Origin of the sequence: Naasia sp. SYSU D00057, from assembly GCF_017916505.1 — a bacterium.
Lineage (GTDB): Bacteria > Actinomycetota > Actinomycetes > Actinomycetales > Microbacteriaceae > Naasia.
This window is the reverse complement of record NZ_JAFMSZ010000001.1, coordinates 1,063,022-1,080,151: the sequence shown is the minus strand read 5'-3', so window position 1 is coordinate 1,080,151 and position 17,130 is coordinate 1,063,022. Positions and strand designations below refer to the sequence as shown.

The 17,130-nt window shown below is 71.8% G+C and carries 15 protein-coding genes; 7 read left to right on the top strand and 8 right to left on the bottom strand.

Annotated elements, in window-relative coordinates; all coding sequences use genetic code 11:
- Positions 1-17: 17 nt before the first annotated feature.
- Both J3P36_RS05135 and J3P36_RS05130 read right to left on the bottom strand, forming a co-directional pair.
- On the bottom strand, positions 18-398 hold the full coding sequence (locus J3P36_RS05135) for a globin (protein WP_210506637.1): 381 nt from the start codon (positions 396-398) through the stop codon (positions 18-20).
- Between the two features lie 65 nt (positions 399-463).
- The gene (locus J3P36_RS05130) at positions 464-1,516 is read right to left on the bottom strand and encodes a mechanosensitive ion channel family protein (protein WP_246854145.1); all 1,053 of its coding nucleotides are present in this window, start codon (positions 1,514-1,516) and stop codon (positions 464-466) included.
- An 80-nt stretch (positions 1,517-1,596) separates the two neighbouring features.
- Between J3P36_RS05130 and J3P36_RS05125 the strand changes: the two genes are divergently transcribed.
- On the top strand, positions 1,597-2,028 hold the full coding sequence (locus J3P36_RS05125) for a VOC family protein (protein WP_210506145.1): 432 nt from the start codon (positions 1,597-1,599) through the stop codon (positions 2,026-2,028).
- A 72-nt stretch (positions 2,029-2,100) separates the two neighbouring features.
- A complete protein-coding gene (locus J3P36_RS05120; RefSeq protein ID WP_210506144.1) occupies positions 2,101-4,098 on the top strand; it encodes an NAD(P)-binding protein in 1,998 nt (665 codons plus the stop codon).
- 88 nt (positions 4,099-4,186) lie between these two features.
- Here J3P36_RS05120 and J3P36_RS05115 read toward each other — a convergent pair whose 3' ends face one another.
- From J3P36_RS05115 to J3P36_RS05090, 6 genes are all read right to left on the bottom strand, one after another.
- Positions 4,187-4,957, bottom strand: coding sequence for an amino acid ABC transporter ATP-binding protein (locus J3P36_RS05115; protein ID WP_282595081.1), 771 nt, complete (start codon positions 4,955-4,957; stop codon positions 4,187-4,189).
- A complete protein-coding gene (locus tag J3P36_RS05110) occupies positions 4,954-5,925 on the bottom strand; it encodes an amino acid ABC transporter permease (protein ID WP_210506143.1) in 972 nt (323 codons plus the stop codon). The genes J3P36_RS05115 and J3P36_RS05110 overlap by 4 nt, the downstream gene beginning before the upstream one ends.
- A 2-nt stretch (positions 5,926-5,927) precedes the next feature.
- Complete coding sequence (locus tag J3P36_RS05105) at positions 5,928-6,833, bottom strand: ABC transporter substrate-binding protein (protein WP_210506142.1); 906 nt, start codon at positions 6,831-6,833, stop codon at positions 5,928-5,930.
- A 58-nt stretch (positions 6,834-6,891) separates the two neighbouring features.
- On the bottom strand, positions 6,892-8,535 hold the full coding sequence (locus tag J3P36_RS05100) for an amidohydrolase (RefSeq protein ID WP_210506141.1): 1,644 nt from the start codon (positions 8,533-8,535) through the stop codon (positions 6,892-6,894).
- A gap of 347 nt (positions 8,536-8,882) precedes the next feature.
- A complete protein-coding gene (gene pepN, locus J3P36_RS05095; protein ID WP_210506140.1) occupies positions 8,883-11,420 on the bottom strand; it encodes an aminopeptidase N in 2,538 nt (845 codons plus the stop codon).
- Positions 11,421-11,561: 141 nt separating this feature from the next.
- Complete coding sequence (locus J3P36_RS05090; RefSeq protein ID WP_210506139.1) at positions 11,562-12,107, bottom strand: YbaK/EbsC family protein; 546 nt, start codon at positions 12,105-12,107, stop codon at positions 11,562-11,564.
- Between the two features lie 144 nt (positions 12,108-12,251).
- On the opposite strand from J3P36_RS05090, the gene J3P36_RS05085 reads away from it, so the two are divergent.
- The 5 genes from J3P36_RS05085 to J3P36_RS05065 all read left to right on the top strand — a co-directional run bounded on the left by J3P36_RS05085 (position 12,252) and on the right by J3P36_RS05065 (position 17,122).
- Positions 12,252-12,761: a ribose-5-phosphate isomerase gene (locus J3P36_RS05085; protein WP_210506138.1), complete on the top strand. Its 510-nt coding sequence runs from the start codon at positions 12,252-12,254 to the stop codon at positions 12,759-12,761.
- A complete protein-coding gene (locus J3P36_RS05080) occupies positions 12,754-13,749 on the top strand; it encodes an Fpg/Nei family DNA glycosylase (RefSeq protein WP_210506137.1) in 996 nt (331 codons plus the stop codon). Before J3P36_RS05085 ends, J3P36_RS05080 begins: the two co-directional genes overlap by 8 nt.
- Before the next feature lies 1 nt (position 13,750).
- Complete coding sequence (locus J3P36_RS05075) at positions 13,751-14,395, top strand: FMN-binding negative transcriptional regulator (RefSeq protein ID WP_210506136.1); 645 nt, start codon at positions 13,751-13,753, stop codon at positions 14,393-14,395.
- Positions 14,388-15,863, top strand: a complete 1,476-nt coding sequence (locus tag J3P36_RS05070; protein WP_210506135.1) for an amidohydrolase — start codon at positions 14,388-14,390, stop codon at positions 15,861-15,863. The genes J3P36_RS05075 and J3P36_RS05070 overlap by 8 nt, the downstream gene beginning before the upstream one ends.
- Positions 15,864-16,111: 248 nt before the next feature.
- A complete protein-coding gene (locus J3P36_RS05065; protein WP_210506134.1) occupies positions 16,112-17,122 on the top strand; it encodes an LLM class flavin-dependent oxidoreductase in 1,011 nt (336 codons plus the stop codon).
- Positions 17,123-17,130: the final 8 nt, after the last annotated feature.

Sequence of the window (17,130 nt, the reverse complement as noted above, 5' to 3'; positions counted from 1 at the left end):
CGAGCGGTCCGTCCGCCTCAGTCGTCGAAGGTGTTGACCATCGCGTGCGCGGCGCGCTCCAGGTAGGCCCAGAGCGTCGCGTCCTGCAGCGGCGGCAGGTCGAGCGAGTCGACGGCGGCGCGCATGTGCTTCAGCCAGCGGTCGCGCTGGTCCGGGTTCACCTTGAACGGCATGTGCCGCATCCGGAGGCGCGGGTGGCCGCGCTCCTGGCTGTACGTGGTGGGCCCGCCCCAGTACTGCTCGAGGAAGCCGGTGAGCCGCTGGATCGCCGGCTCGAGGTCCTGCTCGGGATAGAGGGCCAGCAGGACGGGGTCGCTCGCGACGCCGCGGTAGAACTCGCGGACGAGGCGCTCGAACGTCGGGCGTCCGCCCACCTGCTCCCAGAAGTTGCCCTGCATCGCCTCGCCGCCGGGCGACATGCGCAGGGTGACGGGGGAGGGCGGCACGACGGAGCGGTCGTCGCTCACGAGGAGCTCCCGTCGACCGCGCTGCTCACGTCCGCCTTCTTGGCGCGCGTGGCGCGCGGCTTCTTCGCGGGCGCGGACGCGGGCAGGGGAGTGGGGGCGGTGCGCGGCGGCCGGGCGCCCTTGACGCTCGCGGCGCCCTCGAAGCCGGAGAGCACCACCGCGTTGAGCGAGGGAAGGCGGACGCCCATGTCGTCGAGGGCGCGCTTGAGGCGCAGGCGCAGCTCGCGGGACACGTCGTCCTTGGCGGAGGTGCGCGTCTTCAGGACGAGACGGATGACGAGCGCCTCCGACGAGATCGACTCGAGGCCCCAGATCTCCGGCCGCTCGATCACGGTGGAACGCCACTTCGGGTCCTCCACCAGGGAGTTCGCCGTGTCCAGCATGCGCGCCTCCACCGCCTCGATGTCGGCATCGTAGGGCACCGCGAGATCGATGATGACGCGCGCCCAGCCCTGCGACATGTTGCCGACGCGGAGGATCTCGCCGTTGCGCACGTACCAGAGCGTGCCGTTCACGTCGCGGATCTGGGTGGTGCGGATGGCGACGTGCTCGACGACGCCCGTCGCCTGCCCCGTGTCGACCACGTCGCCGACGCCCAGCTGGTCCTCGATCACGATGAACAGGCCGTTGAGGATGTCGCGGACGATGTTCTGAGCGCCGAAGCCGAGGCCCGCGCCGAGGGCGGCGGTGATGAGCGAGAACGCTCCGGTGATGTTCGGGTTGATCTGGGTGATGATCAGCAGCAGCGCGATCACGACGATCGTGACCGTCACGATGTTGTTGAGCACGGAGCCGAGCGTCCGGGCGCGCTGGACGAGGCGCACGGTGTGCAGCGGCGAGGCGTGCAGCGCCTGCGTGTCCGTCACGCGCTGACGCTTCTTGACGCCGTGCACGATGCGCTCGACGACGCTGCGGACCGCGTAGTGCAGCGCGATGCGGGCGAGAACCGCGACCACGATCACCGCGAGGATGTAGATCGGGGTGCCCCAGATGCCCCAGAACAGCTCCCAGTCCATCGCTTCCCCCACTGCACCAACAACGTCCGCCATAGAGCCCCCTCGGATTCGCAGCCATCGATGATACGGACGGTTTCTGGGAGTGGGACCGGGCCGCGCCCTACAGTGACCTCATGACGGACGAGCGGACGGATTCGACGGGACCGGTGCGCCAGCTGCGGCTGGTCGTCGAGGCGGAGGACTGGGAGGTGGCGGTTCGCTTCTACCGCGACGTCCTCGGCATGCCGGAGCAGGAGTCGTACAGCGGTGACGGCGGCGCCGAGGTGATCATCCTCGACGCTGGACGGGCGACCCTCGAGCTCTCGAACCCCGCGCAGGTCCGCATGATCGACGCGGTGGAGGCGGAGGGCAAGCGCAGCGACCGGCTGCGGGTCGCGCTCGAGGTGGACGACTCCGCGGCGACGACCGAGCGCCTGGTCGACGCGGGGGCCGAGCTGATCGCGGAGCCGCGCGAGACGCCGTGGCGCTCGCTCAACTCGCGGCTCCGCGCGCCCGCCGGCCTCCAGGTCACGCTGTTCCAGGAGCTCGACCGCTCCGGCGACTGACGGGCCGCCGCGGAGGCGGCCTCTAGGCTGGAACGGGCCGGGAGTCGGCCCCTCCCGCGTCGACCGAGGATCATGACCGAACCGCTTCCGCACCCCGCATCGGCCCTCTTCACCCCGCTCCGGATCGGCGCCGTCACCGTGCGGAACCGCATCATGCAGGCGGCGCACTCGAAGCAGTACGCGGTCGAGGGCTACGAGTCGGACCGCGAGATCGCCTACTTCACGCGCCGCGCCCGCGGCGGCGCCGGGCTCGTCGTCGCCGGCAACCGCTTCGTGCACCCGTCCGGCTCCATCAAGGGCTTCCCGGACGCGTTCCGCCCCGACTCCGTGCCCACCGACCGGCGCCTCACCGACGCCGTCCACGCCGAGGGCGCCGCGATCCTCGTCCAGCTCAACCACCACGGCGCGCAGGCGATGCCGGACGGGCCGGTCGGCCCCCGGCCGGTGTACGCGCCGTCGCGGCTCGTGTCGCCGTCCACCGGGCACGCGACCCGCGCCGCGAGCCGGGAGGACATCGCCGAGTTCGTGCAGGGCTGGGCCGACTCCGCCGCCATCGCCCGGGAGGGCGGCTTCGACGGCGTCGAGATCCACATGGCGCACGGCTACCTGCTGCACCAGTTCCTCTCGCCCCTCTACAACGCGCGGGAGGACGAGTACGGCGGCGACCTCGAGGGGCGCACCCGATTCCCGCGAGAGGTGCTGCGCGCCGTCCGCGACCGGGTCGGCGACGACTTCACGGTCGGCATCCGCATCGTCGCCGACGAGTTCCGTCCCGATGGCCTGACGAGCGCCGACGTGGCCGAGATCGTGCGCCTGCTCCGGGCGGAGGCGCGGCTCGACTTCCTCGACCTCGCCGCCGGCGGCTACCACAACGTGCACTACGTCTTCCCGTCCTCGCCGATGCCGGTCGCATGGCTGCGGAACGGCGTCGCCGCGCTGAAGCAGGCGCACCCCGACCTGCCGGTGTTCGGCGTGGGCGCCGCGCGCAGCGTCGAGGAGGCCGAGGAGGTGATCACCTCCGGCATCGCCGACATGGTGGCCCTCACCCGCGCCCAGATCGCCGACCCCGACCTCGCCGAGAAGCTGCGCACCGGCCGCACCGCCGAGATCCGGCACTGCATCCGGCTCAACCAGGGCTGCCTCGGCCGCGGCAGCACCGGGCTCCCGATGAGCTGCACCGTCAATCCGACGGTCGGCCGGGAGCAGGAGCGGAGCCGTCCTGCGGGCGCCGAGCGTGCGGAGTCGTGGGTCGTGATCGGCGGCGGGCCCGCCGGGCTGCGCGCCGCCATAGACCTCGACCGCGCCGGGCACCGCGTCACGCTCTACGAGCGCGCCGACCGCCTCGGCGGGCAGCTGCACACCGCGATGGCCGTGCCCGGGCGGGAGAGCATCCGGCTGCTCCTCGACGACCTCCTCCGCGAGGTCGCGGCCTCCGGCGTCGACGTGCGCCTCCGCACCGAGGCGCCCGCCGACCTCGGCGCGGACGTCGACGGTGTGGTGCTCGCGACCGGGGCCCGCGCTCCGCGGCACGGCACCTCGCTCGCCCTCGGCGGGATGCTCGGCGGCGCCAGGGTCGACGAGGCGGCGGTGGTGGACGCGGGCACCGCGCTCGCGGATGCGGCAGCGCTCGGCAAGCGCATCGCGATCCTCGACGACGAGGGCACCGCGTACGCCTCGGGCATCGCGCTGACGCTCGCGGGCGCCGGGCTCGACGTGCAGCTGATCACCGGCTTCGAGTCGCCGTTCCCGCACGTCCGCGCAGGCTACGACCGGCCGCTGCTGCTCGAGACGCTCGCCGCGTCGCGGTTCGCCGCCCGTACCGCGGTGCGCGTGGCGGAGGTGCGTCCGGGTGTGGTCACGGTCGCGGACGCGCTGTCCGGCCGCGAGGAGACCTTCGACGGCCTCGACGCGATCGTCCTGTCGACGCCGCGCGAGAGCATCCGCCCGGACCTCCGTGCGGGCGCGGCCCGCGTGGTCGAGGTGGGCGACGCGGTATCCCCGCGCAACATCGACGCGGCGATCTTCGACGCCTTCGAGCTCGCGTTCTCCCGCGGCGTCGTTCGCGCCTGACAGCAGTCCCACCCGGCGATCGAGACGCCCGATGCGCGGGCTCCTCGATCACCGGGATGGGTGCAGTCGTCTGCGTTGCCGGATGCCGCTACAGCACCTTCGAGAGGAAGGCGCGGGTCCGCTCGTGCTCCGGGGTCGCCAGCACGTCGCGCGGGGCGCCGCGCTCGAGGATGTGCCCCTGGTCCATGAACACCAGGGAGTCGGCGACCTCGCGCGCGAAGCCCATCTCGTGGGTGACGACGATCATCGTCATGCCGTCGGCGGCGAGGCCCTTCATGACGTCGAGGACCTCGCCGACCAGCTCCGGGTCGAGGGCCGACGTCGGCTCGTCGAACAGCATGAGCTTCGGCTCCATGGCGAGAGCCCGCGCAATCGCGACGCGCTGCTGCTGACCGCCGGACAGGTGTCCGGGGTAGCTGTCGAGCTTGTCGCCGAGCCCGACGCGGGCCAGCAGGGTGCGCGCGCGCTCGACGGCGGCGTCCTTCGGCTGCCGCTTCACCCGCACCGGTGCCTCGGTCACGTTCTCGAGCGCCGTCATGTGCGGGAACAGGTTGAAGCGCTGGAAGACCATGCCGATGTCGCGTCGCTGCCGGGCCGCCTCGCGCGGGTGCAGCTCGTGCAGCACACCGCCCTTCTCGCGATACCCGACGAGCTCGCCCTCGACCTCCAGGCGGCCGCCGTCGATCTTCTCGAGGTGGTTGATGCAGCGCAGGAAGGTGGACTTGCCGGATCCGGACGGGCCGATGACGCACATCACCTCGCCTGTGCGCACCTCCAGCGAGATGTCCTGCAGCACGACGTTGGAGCCGTACTTCTTCATCAGGCGGTCGGCGCGGACCATGGGAACGGTCGCCGTCATCGTCTCTCCTCCGACTCGCCGCGCGCGTTCGCGATCGAATCGACGCTGGGGGCGTCGCCCTGCGGCAAGCGGGCGCCCTTCGTCAGGTCCACCCGGTCGAGGCCGCGCGCGAACCGCCGCTCGAGGAAGTACTGGCCGACCATCAGGATCGACGTCACGAACAGGTACCAGAGCGAGGCCACGATGAGCAGCGGGATCGGGTTGAACGTCTCCGCCGAGATGTCGCGCGACCGCGTGTAGAGGTCGAGCGTGAACGGCACGGCCGTCACGAGCGACGTGGTCTTCAGCATCGAGATGACCTCGTTGCCGGTCGGCGGGATGATGATGCGCATCGCCTGCGGGATGATGATCCGCCGCATGGTGAGGCCCCAGCCCATGCCGAGCGCGGTGGCCGCCTCTTCCTGGCCGCGGTCGACGGAGAGGATGCCGGCCCGCACGATCTCGGACATGTACGCCGCCTCGTTGAGCGCGAGGCCGATGACGGCGATCCAGAACGTGTTGAGCGCCTGGTCGGTCGGCAGCTGCGCGATGGGCGGCAGGAACGGCAGGCCGATGTCGAGCGTCGGGTAGATCGTCGAGAGCAGGCCCCAGAAGACGAGCTGCACGTAGACGGGGGTGCCGCGGAAGATCCAGATGTACACCCACGCGATCGACTTGAGGATCGGGTTGGGCGAGAGGCGCATCACCGCGAGGATGATGCCGAGCACGATGGCGCCGACCATCGAGTACACGGTGAGCTGGAGCGTGACGAACGCCGCCTCCGAGATGCGGCGGTCGAACAGGTACTTGCCGACGGCCGGCCAGTCGTAGGCCTGGCGATTCACGGCGGCGTCCCACACGATCGCCGCGATGGCGATGATCAGCACGGCGCCGATCACGTTGCGCCACGGATGGCGCAGCGGCACCGCTCGGATGGGCTCGTGCCCGGGGGCCGGCGTGGGGGCCGGCCCCCCGGTCGACGTGGTCACAGCTACTCCGTGGCCCCGTTGATGTCGATCGCGTCGATCGCGCCCGCCTCGACGCCCCACTTCTCGAGGATCTCGGTGTAGGTGCCGTCGTCGAGCATCGACTGGAGCGACGCCTGCATGGCCTCGGCGAGGGTGCCGCGGTCCTTCTGGATCGGCATGCCGTACAGGAAGATCGAGTAGATCTCGCCGGACAGCTCCAGCTTGCCCTCGCTCTGCTTCACCGCGTACTGGATGACGGGGGAGTCGGCGGTCATGGCGTCCGCGCGGCCGAGGGTCAGCGCGGCCGTGGCCTCGTCCTGGGTGTCGTAGCCGAGGATCTCGATGGCCGGCTTGCCGGCGTCGACGCAGGCCTGCGACTTGGCGGGCACGTCGTCGAGGGCCTGGGTGGTGCCGTTCTGCACGGCGACCTTCAGCCCGCACGCGTCGTCCGGGTCGACCGGCTTGCCCGCGGGCACCGCCCACTGGATGCCGGCCGTGTAGTAGTCGACCATGTCGACCTGCTGCTGGCGCTCGAGGGTGTCGAAGAACGAGGACAGTCCGACGTCGTACTTGCCGCCGGTGACGCTCGGGATGATGTTGTCGAACTTCGCGATGTTGTAGTTCGTGGTCAGGCCGAGGCGGGCGGCCATCTCGTCGGCGAGCTCGATCTCCCAGCCGATCGGGTTGCCGTCGGCGTCCTTGAACTCGTTCGGGGCATACGTCGCGTCGGTGCCGATCTGGAGGACACCGGCCTCGGCGATGTCGTCGGGGAGAAGGGCGGCCGCCTCCTCGTTGACCTCGGCGGCCGGAGCGGAGGAGTCCCCGCCGGAGCCGGAGCCCGGGGCGGCGACCTCGTTGTTGACGCACCCGGAGAGGGCGAGCGTCCCGACCACGAGTGCGGCCGGGAGCAGGAGCTTGGGAGAGCGCATTTCTCTGCTTTCTGTGGGGAGGGGCTGGTGCGGAAGGAATGTGTGATGGAACGGTAACTCAGCGACCGGCCACGCGTGTCCCGTCGATCCAGGTGGAGACGGAGCGAGTGGCGGCGATCTCGTCGGCGGGGGCGGCGAACGGGTTGCGATCGACCACCACGAGGTCGGCGACGGCCCCGACCGCGATGCGGCCGGCGTCGTCGCGGGAGTTGATGCGCGCCGAGCCGGAGGTGTAGGCGGCGAGCGCGGAGCCGAGATCCAGGGCCTGCTCCGGATAGAAGGGGCGCGGATCGAAGTCGGGGTCGGTGTCCGGCAGGCGCCGGTTCACCGCGACGTGCAGGGCCGCCCACGGGTCGGGCGTGGTGACGGGCCAGTCCGAGCCGGCGGCGAGGGGGGCGCCCGTGCGGCGCAGGTCGCCGAACGGATACTGCCAGGCGGCCCGCTCGGCGCCGAGGATCGGCAGGTTGAGCTCGACCATCTGCGGCTCGTACGTTGCCCAGAGCGCCTGCATGTTGGCGGTCACGTTGAGCGCGGCGAACCGGGGCACGTCGTCGGGGTGCACGATCTGCAGGTGGGCGATGTGGTGCCGGGGCGCGCCCGGCCGCCGGCGGTCCGGCACCGCCTCGAACGCGTCGAGGGCGTCCCGGACCGCGCGGTCGCCGATCGCATGCACGTGCACCTGGAAGCCGTCGTCGTCGAGGACGCGCACCGCCGCGTGCAGCTCCGCCGCATCGAGGAAGGCGATCCCGCGGTCGGTTCCGCACGTGCAGCCGGGTGTCAGGTACGGGTCGAGCATCGCGGCCGTCTGGTTCTCCGGGATGCCGTCCTGCATGATCTTGACGCTCGTCGCCACGAACCGGTCGTGCCGCAGCTCCGCCCGGCGGGCGCGCAGGTGCTCGAGCTGCTCGAGCCCCTGGTTGCGGTCCCACCAGAGGGCGGCGACGACGGTCGCGGTCAGCTCGCCGCTGCGGGCGGCGTCGAGGTACACGTTCCCGGTGTCGGTGTGGCTGCCGTACTCGCCGACGATCGCGTCCTGCCAGCCGGTCACGCCGAACGAGTGGAGGTAGCGCTGGCCCTCGAGCAGGCCGAGCCGCTCCTCCTCCGCGGTCGGGCGGGGGATGAGGTCGGAGACGAGGAGCCGGGCCCCCTCGTGAAGGGTGCCGGAGGGCGCGCCGTCCGCGTCCCGGGTGATCCGGCCGTCGGTGGGGTCCGGCGTCGTCCGGTCGAGGCGGGCCCGCTCGAGGGCGACCGAGTTGACCCAGGCGCCGTGGTGGTCGCGGTTGGAGAGGAACACCGGGCGATCCGGCACGATGCGGTCCAGGTCGGCGGCGAGCGGATTGCCGCCCGGGAAGGCGGGCGCCTGCCAGCCCCCGCCGAGGATCCACTCGGCGTCCGGATTGCGCCGCGCGTAGTCGGCGATCGCCTCCAGGTACTGCTCGCGCGTGTGCAGGCCGGACAGGTCGCAGCGGCGGCGCTCGATGCCGCCCTCGACGGGGTGCACGTGAGCATCGATGAAGCCCGGGAGCAGCATGCCGCCCGCGAGATCGACGACCTCGGTGGACGCGGTGATCAGGTCGCGGTCGAGCTCTCGCTCGACGGCGAGGATGCGCCCGTCGCGCACCGCTACGACGGCAGGCCGCGGATCCGATCCGCTCCCGTCGAAGACCACACCGCCGACGAAGACCGCGTCCGCGCCCGCCATACCACCTCCGCTGTCACGACCATCCCGTCCGTCGGAATGTCGTATCCGACACCATATCCACAGAACTGCCGCTGATTCCGTCGCGAAATGCCGATCCGGCGACGGAAAGCACCGGACGGCGTTCCGGTGATTGAGGAGCCGCCGCAGGCGGCGTCTCGAAATCCCGTGACCTTCCTCTCGGGACTCAGCCACGTGGCCGGGTGCAAAGGGACGTCGCGTGATTTCGAGACGGCCGCTTGCGCGGCCTCCTCAATCACCGGAGGAGACGGCCGCTCCGCGGCCTCCTCAATCACCGGGATGGATGGACGGCCGCTCCGCGGCCTACTCACTCACCCGGGGGTGACTCCCTACGCCGCGTCGCGGGCCTGGACGCGGAGCGCGCGCTCCACGCCGGCCAGGTTCTCGATCACGAGGCGCCGCAGCGCGGGCGTCTCCGGGTTCGCCTCGAGCCAGGCCCTCGTCGCGTCGACGAGCGCCTGGTCGGCGAGCACCGACGGGTAGAACCCGTTGATGATCCCGGCGGCGATCGCGTAGCTGCGGGTCTCCCAGATCGTGGTCAGCGCGTCGAAGTACCGCGCGACGAAGGGCTCGAGCACCGACGGGTCCGCGGTGCGGAGGAAGCCGGCGCCGGTCGCCCGGACGATGAGGTTCGACGCGCCCGTCTCCTCGACGATCGAGGTCCACGCCTGCTCCTTGCCATCGGGCATCGCGGCGCGGGCGGTGGCGGCGGACTGCCGGCCGGTCGCGGTGTTGTCCTGCTCGAGGGTGGCGTCGATCTCGGCTGCGCCGACGCGTCCGCCCGCCGCGAGAGCGGTCAGCAGCTCCCAGCGGAGGTCGGTGTCCACGGTGAGTTCCGGCAGGGTCGTCGTGCCGTCGAGCACGCCCTGGACGTCGTCGAGCTGCGCGGGCGTGTGGGCGACCGCGGCGAACGCCTTGACGAACTGGAACTGCGCGTCCGAGCCGGGGGCCGCCTCCTTGGCGAGCGCCCAGAACGCGTCACCCAGCTCGCGGAGCGCCGCCTCCCGGCGCTCGGGCGCGACGTACATCGCGGCGGTGGTCTGCGCCTGCGCGAGCACCGTCCGGAGGGTCGTCGACTCGGTCTCGGCGCCGATGTTGCGGAGCACCAGCTGCACGTAGTCGCGGGCGGCGGTCTCGGCGTCGCGGGTCGAGTCCCACGCCGAGCCCCAGACGAGCGAGCGCGCGAGCGGGGACTCGATGGCCGACAGGTAGTCGATCGCGACGAGGAGCGACTCGTCGTCGAGGCGGATCTTGGCGTAGGCGAGGTCGTCGTCGTTGAGCAGCAGGAGGTCCGGCTTCTTCTCGCGGACCAGCTCGCTCACCTCGGTGCGCTCGCCGTCCACGTCGAGCTCGACGCGTCCGTCGCGCACGAGCTTGCCGCCGCGCAGGTTGTAGAGGCCCACCGCGAGACGATGCGGGCGGATGGTGGGCCACTCGGGCGGCGCGGTCTGGGTGATCGCGAGGGACGTGAACCGGCCCTCGTCGTCCAGCTCGAACTCGGGCCGCAGCGTGTTGACGCCCGCGGTCTCGAGCCACTTCTCGCTCCAGGCCGTCAGGTCGCGGCCGCTCGCAGCCTCGAGCTCGGTGAGCAGGTCGCGCAGCTCGGTGTTCTTGAACTGGTGCTTCTTGAAGTAGGCGGCGACGCCCTGCAGGAAGGCCTCCCGGCCGACCCAGGCCACCAGCTGCTTGAGGACGGATGCGCCCTTCGCGTAGGTGATGCCGTCGAAGTTGACCTGCACGTCCTCGAGGTCGTTGATGGTCGCGACGATCGGGTGCGTGGAGGGGAGCTGGTCCTGGCGGTACGCCCAGCCCTTCTCGAGGGCGGCGAAGGTGGTCCACGACTCGGTCCACTCGGTGGCCTCCGCGGCGGCGAGCGTCGAGATGTACTCGGCGAACGACTCGTTCAGCCAGAGGTCGTTCCACCACTTCATGGTCACGAGGTCGCCGAACCACATGTGGCCGAGCTCGTGCAGGATCGTGATCACCCGGCGCTCGCGCACCGCCTCGGTCACCTTCGAGCGGAAGACGTACGTCTCGGTGAAGGTGACGGCGCCCGCGTTCTCCATGGCCCCCGCGTTGAATTCGGGCACGAACAGCTGGTCGTACTTCTCGAAGGGGTACGGGAAGTCGAAGATCTCCTCGTAGAAGGCGAAGCCCTGCTTCGTCTTCTCCACGATGTAGTCGGTGTCGAGGTACTGGGCGAGCGACTTGCGGGAGAAGACGCCGAGCGGGATGGTGCGCCCGTCGCTCGAGGTGAGCTCGCGCCGCTCGACCGCGTACGGTCCGGCGATGAGCGCGGTGATGTAGCTGGAGATCACCGGGGTGGGCGGGAACTCCCAGCGGGAGACGCCGTCGCCGGCCTCGGTCGGCTGCGGCGTGGGGGAGTTGGACACGACCTCCCAGCGGCTCGGGGCGGTGACCGTGAACTGGAACGTCGCCTTGAGGTCGGGCTGCTCGAACACGGCGAACATGCGCCGGGAGTCGGGGACCTCGAACTGCGAGTAGAGGTACACCTCGTCGTCGACCGGGTCGACGAAGCGGTGCAGGCCCTCACCGGTGTTCGTGTAGATCGCGTCGGCGTCGACGCGGAGCTCGTTCTCGGCGGCGAGGCCGTCGAGCTGGATGCGCACGCCGTCGCTGACGGCCGCCGGGTCGAGCTCGCGACCGTTCAGGGTGGCCGAGTGCACGGTGCGGGTGATCGCGTCGATGAACGTCGACGCGCCCTCCTGCGCCGAGAAGCGCACCGTGGTGATGCTGCGGAAGACCTCCGGCCCGGTGGTGAGGTCGAGCTCGACGGCGTAGTCGTGCACGGTGAGGAGCGCAGCGCGCTCCTGCGCCTCGACGCGGGTGAGGTTCTCTCCAGGCATGTGTCGGTCCATCCTTCGATTCGGGGTCGGATCAAGCCTAGGGAGTCCGCGCGCCCACCCGACCCCACAGCGGAGCGGTCGCGGTGGGCGACCCGATGGTTGAGGTGCGAGCGAAGCGAGCCTCGAAACCACCGACCCTCCTCACTGCGCAGGCACAGCCCTCTTCGCGATCGGCACGACGTGCGCGTTCGGCAGCGACGCGAGCACCGCGCCCGTCACGAGCAGCTTCGACGCCCGCACCCCGCTTCCGATGACGAGGTGCCCGCCGGCCGCGACCGCCTGGTCGACGAGGATCGGCCACTCGGCCGGGGTGCCGATCGGGGTGATGCCGCCGTACTCCATGGCGGTCAGCGCGGTCGCGGTGTCCATGGCGGCGAAGGACGCCTTCTTCACGTCGAGCAGCCGCCGCACGGCGCCGTTCACATCGATCCGGTCGGTGGCGAGGATCATGCAGACGGCATGCCGGACGACGTCCCCGCGCCTGCCTTCGACGATGACGCAGTTCGCGCCGTCCGCCATCCGGATGCCGTAGCGCTCACAGAACGCGGCGGTGTCCGCGACGTCGGGGTCGATCGGCGCGGCGAGCACCTCGGCGCCGTCCATCTCGGCGAGGGCCTCCCGCACGGGCGCGGCGACGAGCTCGAGGTGCTGGGCGACGGGCTGGAAGTCGAGGTTCCCGAACTGCATCCCCCGACGCTACCCATGCGTCTTTGCAACAGGACGACCGTTCTGCAACCGCGCGCCGTTGCAAGACGGTCGTTCCGTTGCAAGGACCGGCCGCGGAGCTCCGGCGGGAGGCGTCGGAACGCACGCCTTCCCTAGACTGGCCGCATGCGGATCCACCTGGCCACGGACCATGCCGGACTCGAGTTCAGTCGGCAGCTGGTGGGGCATCTGGAGGGCGCAGGGCACGAGGTGATCGACCACGGGCCGACCGACTACGACCCGCTCGACGACTACCCGGCGTTCATCATCCGCGCCGCACAGGCCGTGGTCCGCGACCAGGAGGCCGGCACCGAGGCGCTCGGCATCGTCTTCGGCGGCTCGGGCAACGGCGAGGCGATCGCCGCGAACAAGGTGCACGGCGTCCGCGCCGCCCTGGTCTGGAACGACTCCACCGCGAAGCTCGCCCGCGAGCACAACGACGCGAACGTCATCTCCATCGGCGCCCGCCAGCACTCCTTCGACGAGGTGACTGCGCTCATCGACGCGTTCGTGACCGAGCCGTTCTCCGGCGACGAGCGGCACGCGCGCCGCATCGCCCAGCTCGCCGAGTTCGAGCGCACCGGCGCCATCGAGGCGGGCGAGCACACTCCCGGAATCGCTCGGGGCGATGCCTGAGGGTCACTCGATCCACCGGATCGCGATCCAGTTCCGGCACAACTTCGTCGGCCACCGGATCGCGGCCTCGAGCCCGCAGGGCCGCTTCGCCGACGGCGCCGCCGAGCTCGACGGCCGGACGATGCTCGCCGCGACCGCGATCGGCAAGCAGCTGTTCCTCGAGTTCGAGGACGACCGCATCCTCCGGGTGCACCTCGGCCTCTACGGGGCCTGGGACTTCGCCGGCGAGATCAGCGCCGACGCGACCATCGCCTCCTCGAACGGGCGGATGGGCCAGACCAACCAGAGGGGTACTCTCCTCGAGCAGTACGGGGAGCAGACGCCCCTCGACTTCGGCGGCAGCATCGGCGCACCCCGCCGCCTGCGGATGGCGGAGCAGGAGAAGGAGGAGACCCTCGACGCCTTCCCGCCCGACCCGGTCGGCGCCGTCCGGGTGCGCCTCCTCACCGAGACGGCCGTCGCCGACCTGCGCGGCCCCACCGCGTGCGAGGTGCTCGACCCGCAGCAGGTGGAGACCGTCATCGCGAAGCTCGGACCCGACCCCCTCGTCGACGCCGGGCCCGAGGCGGAGGAGCGCTTCGTCCGCGCCGTCCGCCGCACGACGAAGCCGATCGGTCTGCTGCTCATGGATCAGAGCGTCGTCAGCGGCATCGGCAACGTGTACCGCGCTGAGCTGCTCTTCCGCGCCCGCCTCGACCCGCACACGCCGGGTCGTGAGGTGCCGGAGGAGACGGTCCGCGCCCTGTGGCGCGACTGGGCGCGGCTGCTCGAGCTCGGCGTGCGCACCGGCCAGATGATGACGAAGGACGACCTCACCGAGGAGGAGTGGTCGAAGGCGATGGCCGACCAGCAGGAGCGCCACTACGTCTACAAGAGGCACGGCCTGCCGAGCCCGCGCGGCGAGGGCGACATCGTGATCGAGGACATGGGCGGCCGCAACCTGTACTGGGCGCCCGGCTGGCAGGTCCGGCCGGGGACCGGCGGCTGACGTGCGGCAGAACCCGAGCTTCACGCTGCAGGACCCCGAGGAGATCAAGCGGCTCATCCGCGAGAACCCGTGGGCGACGCTCGTCAGTTCCACCGCGGACGGCATGGTCGCCTCGCACTACCCGATCGTGCTCGACGAGGGGCGCGAGGAGATCTCGATCCTCACCCACGTGGGCCGGCCGGACGACCTGCTTCACGTGCTGGGAGAGGGCGAGGTGCTGTTCATCGTGCAGGGGCCGCACGGCTACATCTCGCCCGGCTGGTACGACGCGAAGCCCGCGGTGCCCACCTGGAACTTCGTGGTCGCGCACCTCTACGGCGTGCCCGAGATCCTCTCGCCGGAGGAGAACTACGCCGTCCTCGGGCAGCTCGTGGATCACTTCGAGGACCGGCTTCCGGAGCCGCGGCGGATGGAGGGCACGCCCGAGAACTCCGACTACGCCCGCCGCATCGCCACCGGCACGGTCGGCTTCCGGCTGACCCCGACCAGGATCGTCGCGAAGTCGAAGCTGAGCCAGAACCGGCCCGCCGAGACGGTCGACGTGATCATCGGCCGGCTCGAGGGCGACGGGCCCTACGCGCAGCCGGCGCTCGCGGCCGAGATGCGGCGAGCCCACGAGCGGCTGCGACAGGCTCGGAATGGCTGACGCCGACCTCACCCTCGCCGCCGCCCGCATCCCGGGGCGGGACGGGGTCTGGGACATCACTCTGTCCGGCGGACGCATCGCCGAGCTCGCGCCGCACGCGGAGGGCGGCGCGGGCGAGCGGGTCGACCTCGACGGCCGCTTCGTGATCCCCGGGCTGTGGGACGAGCACGTGCACTTCAGCCAGTGGGCGCTGTTCCGCCGCCGGCTCGACGTGTCCGCCGAGGCGACCGCCGCGGACGCCGCCCGGCGGGTCCGCGAGCATCTGCAGCGGGGCGGGATGCCGGTCGCCGGGCCGCTCGTCGGCGTCGGCTTCCGGGACGCCGTGTGGCCCGACCGGCCGAGCCTCGCGCTGCTCGACGAGGTCGCCGGGGGCGAGCCGGTCGTGCTGCTGAGCGCCGACCTGCACTCCGCTTGGCTCAACACCGCCGCCGCCGGCCGCCTCGGCTTCCGTCCCGGCGAGGACGGGCTCGTCCGGGAGGACGACGCGTTCGCCGTGATCGCGGCCCTCGACGACCTGCCGCAGAGCGTGGTCGACGCGTGGGCAGCGGAGGCCGCGGCCGAAGCGACCCGGCGCGGCGTCGTGGGAGTCGTCGACCTCGAGATGACGTGGAACCGGGACACCTGGCTGCGGCGCATCGCCGCCGGGACGGACGAGCTGCGCATCCAGTTCGGCGTCTACCCGCCCGACCTCGACCGCGCCATCGGCGACGGCTTGCGCACCGGCGACGCCGTGGGGGAGAGCGGACTGCTGACGGTCGGGTTCCTCAAGGTCCTGATCGACGGCTCCCTCAACACCCGCACCGCGTTCTGCGCCGACCCCTATCCGGAGGTCGACGGCCTCCCGGATCCCCGGGGTGTGCTCACCTGGCCCGAGGCGGACCTCGAGGAGCTGCTGACCCGCGCGTCGAGCGGCGGCATCCTGCCGGCAGTGCACGCCATCGGCGACGCCGCCAATCGGGTCGCGCTCGACGCGTTCGAGCGGGTCGGAACCCGCGGCCGCGTGGAGCACGCGCAGCTGCTGACCGATGCCGACGTCGCCCGCTTCGCGCGCCTCGGTGTCGTCGCGAGCGTCCAGCCGATGCACGCGCTCGACGATCGGGACATCGCGGACCATCACTGGGCCGGCAGGACCGGCCGAGCGTTCCCGCTCCGGTCCCTGCTGGAAGCCGGGGCGACCCTCGCGTTCGGGTCGGATGCGCCCGTGTCGCCGCTCGACCCGTGGCTCGGCATCGCGGCCGCCGTCTTCCGCACGGGCGACGACCGCCCGGCCTGGCATCCCGAGCAGCGCATCCCGGTCTCCGCGGCACTCGCGGCGTCCACGCGCGGACGCGGCACCGTCGGCGTGGGCGATGTGGCGGACCTCGCGATCCTCGACGCCGATCCGGAGACGGCGGACATGCCGACCCTCCGCGCGATGCCGGTCTCGGCGACCCTCCTCGGCGGCCGCTTCACCCATCGCGCCCTCTGAACCAACCCCGGTGATCGAGACGCCTCGGACGTGGAGGTCGTGCCTCATCCAACCCCGGTGATTGAGGAGCGGGCCGGAGGCCCGCGTCTCGAAATCAGGCGAGCTTGTCCTAGGACCCAGCCGCCTCGGGTTCGGAGGGATGTCGCGTGATTTCGAGACGGCCGCTGCGCGGCCTCCTCAATCACCGGGTGGGGCGGAGGCACGAAGGAAGGGGAATGCGGCACCCTCCCGCCCGGTTCGCCCGAGGGATGACTGCACCACTCTCCGTCCTGGATCTCGCGTCCGTCGCCGACGACGCCACCCACGCCGAGGCGCTCGCCGACACCGTCGCGCTCGCCCGCACCGCCGACGAGCTGGGCTACCGGCGCTTCTGGGTGGCCGAGCACCACGGCATGCCGGGCGTCGCGAGCTCCGCGCCCGCCGTGCTGATCGGCGCGATCGCGGCGGCGACGGAGCGCATCCGCGTCGGCTCCGGGGGAGTGATGCTGCCGAATCACTCCTCCCTGGTCGTCGCCGAGCAGTTCGGCACCCTCGTCGCTCTGCACGGCGACCGCATCGACCTCGGGCTCGGCCGGGCGCCCGGCACCGACCCGATCACGACCTCGGCCGTCCGCCGCGGAGCAGTCGCGGAGACGGTCGACGACTTCCCGGACCAGGTGCTCGAGCTGCTCGCGTACTTCGGCACCATCCCGGCCCTGCCCGGCGGGCAGGGCGGGCGCATCGTCGCGGTGCCCGGCGCCGGCGACTCCCCGGAGCTGTGGCTGCTCGGCTCCAGCGACTTCAGCGCCCGGCTCGCCGGCATGATGGGCCTGCCCTTCGCGTTCGCCCACCACTTCGCCGGCGGCCGCAACACGCCGATCGCGTTCGACGTCTACCGCCGCAGCTTCACGCCGTCCGTCGTGCTCCGCGAGCCGCACGCCATGGTCGCCGTCGCCGTCATCGCGGCCGACAGCGACGCGGAGGCACGCCGGCTGATGCTGCCGGGCGCGCTCTCGATGCTGCGGCTTCGTTCCGGTCGGCCCGGCCGCACGCCGACCCTCGCGCAGGCGGAGGCGCATGCGTGGACGGAGGCGGAGAACGCCTACCTCGACGAGCGGATCGGCACTCAGGCCATCGGCTCCCTCGACACGGTGCGCAGCAGGATCGGCGCGCTCGTCGAGGCCACCGAGGCGGACGAGGTGATCGTGGTGCCGCAGGGGCCCGACCTCGCGACCCGCACCGCCACGCTCCGCGTGCTCGCCGAAGCTGGGGCCTCCTAAGGGACCAA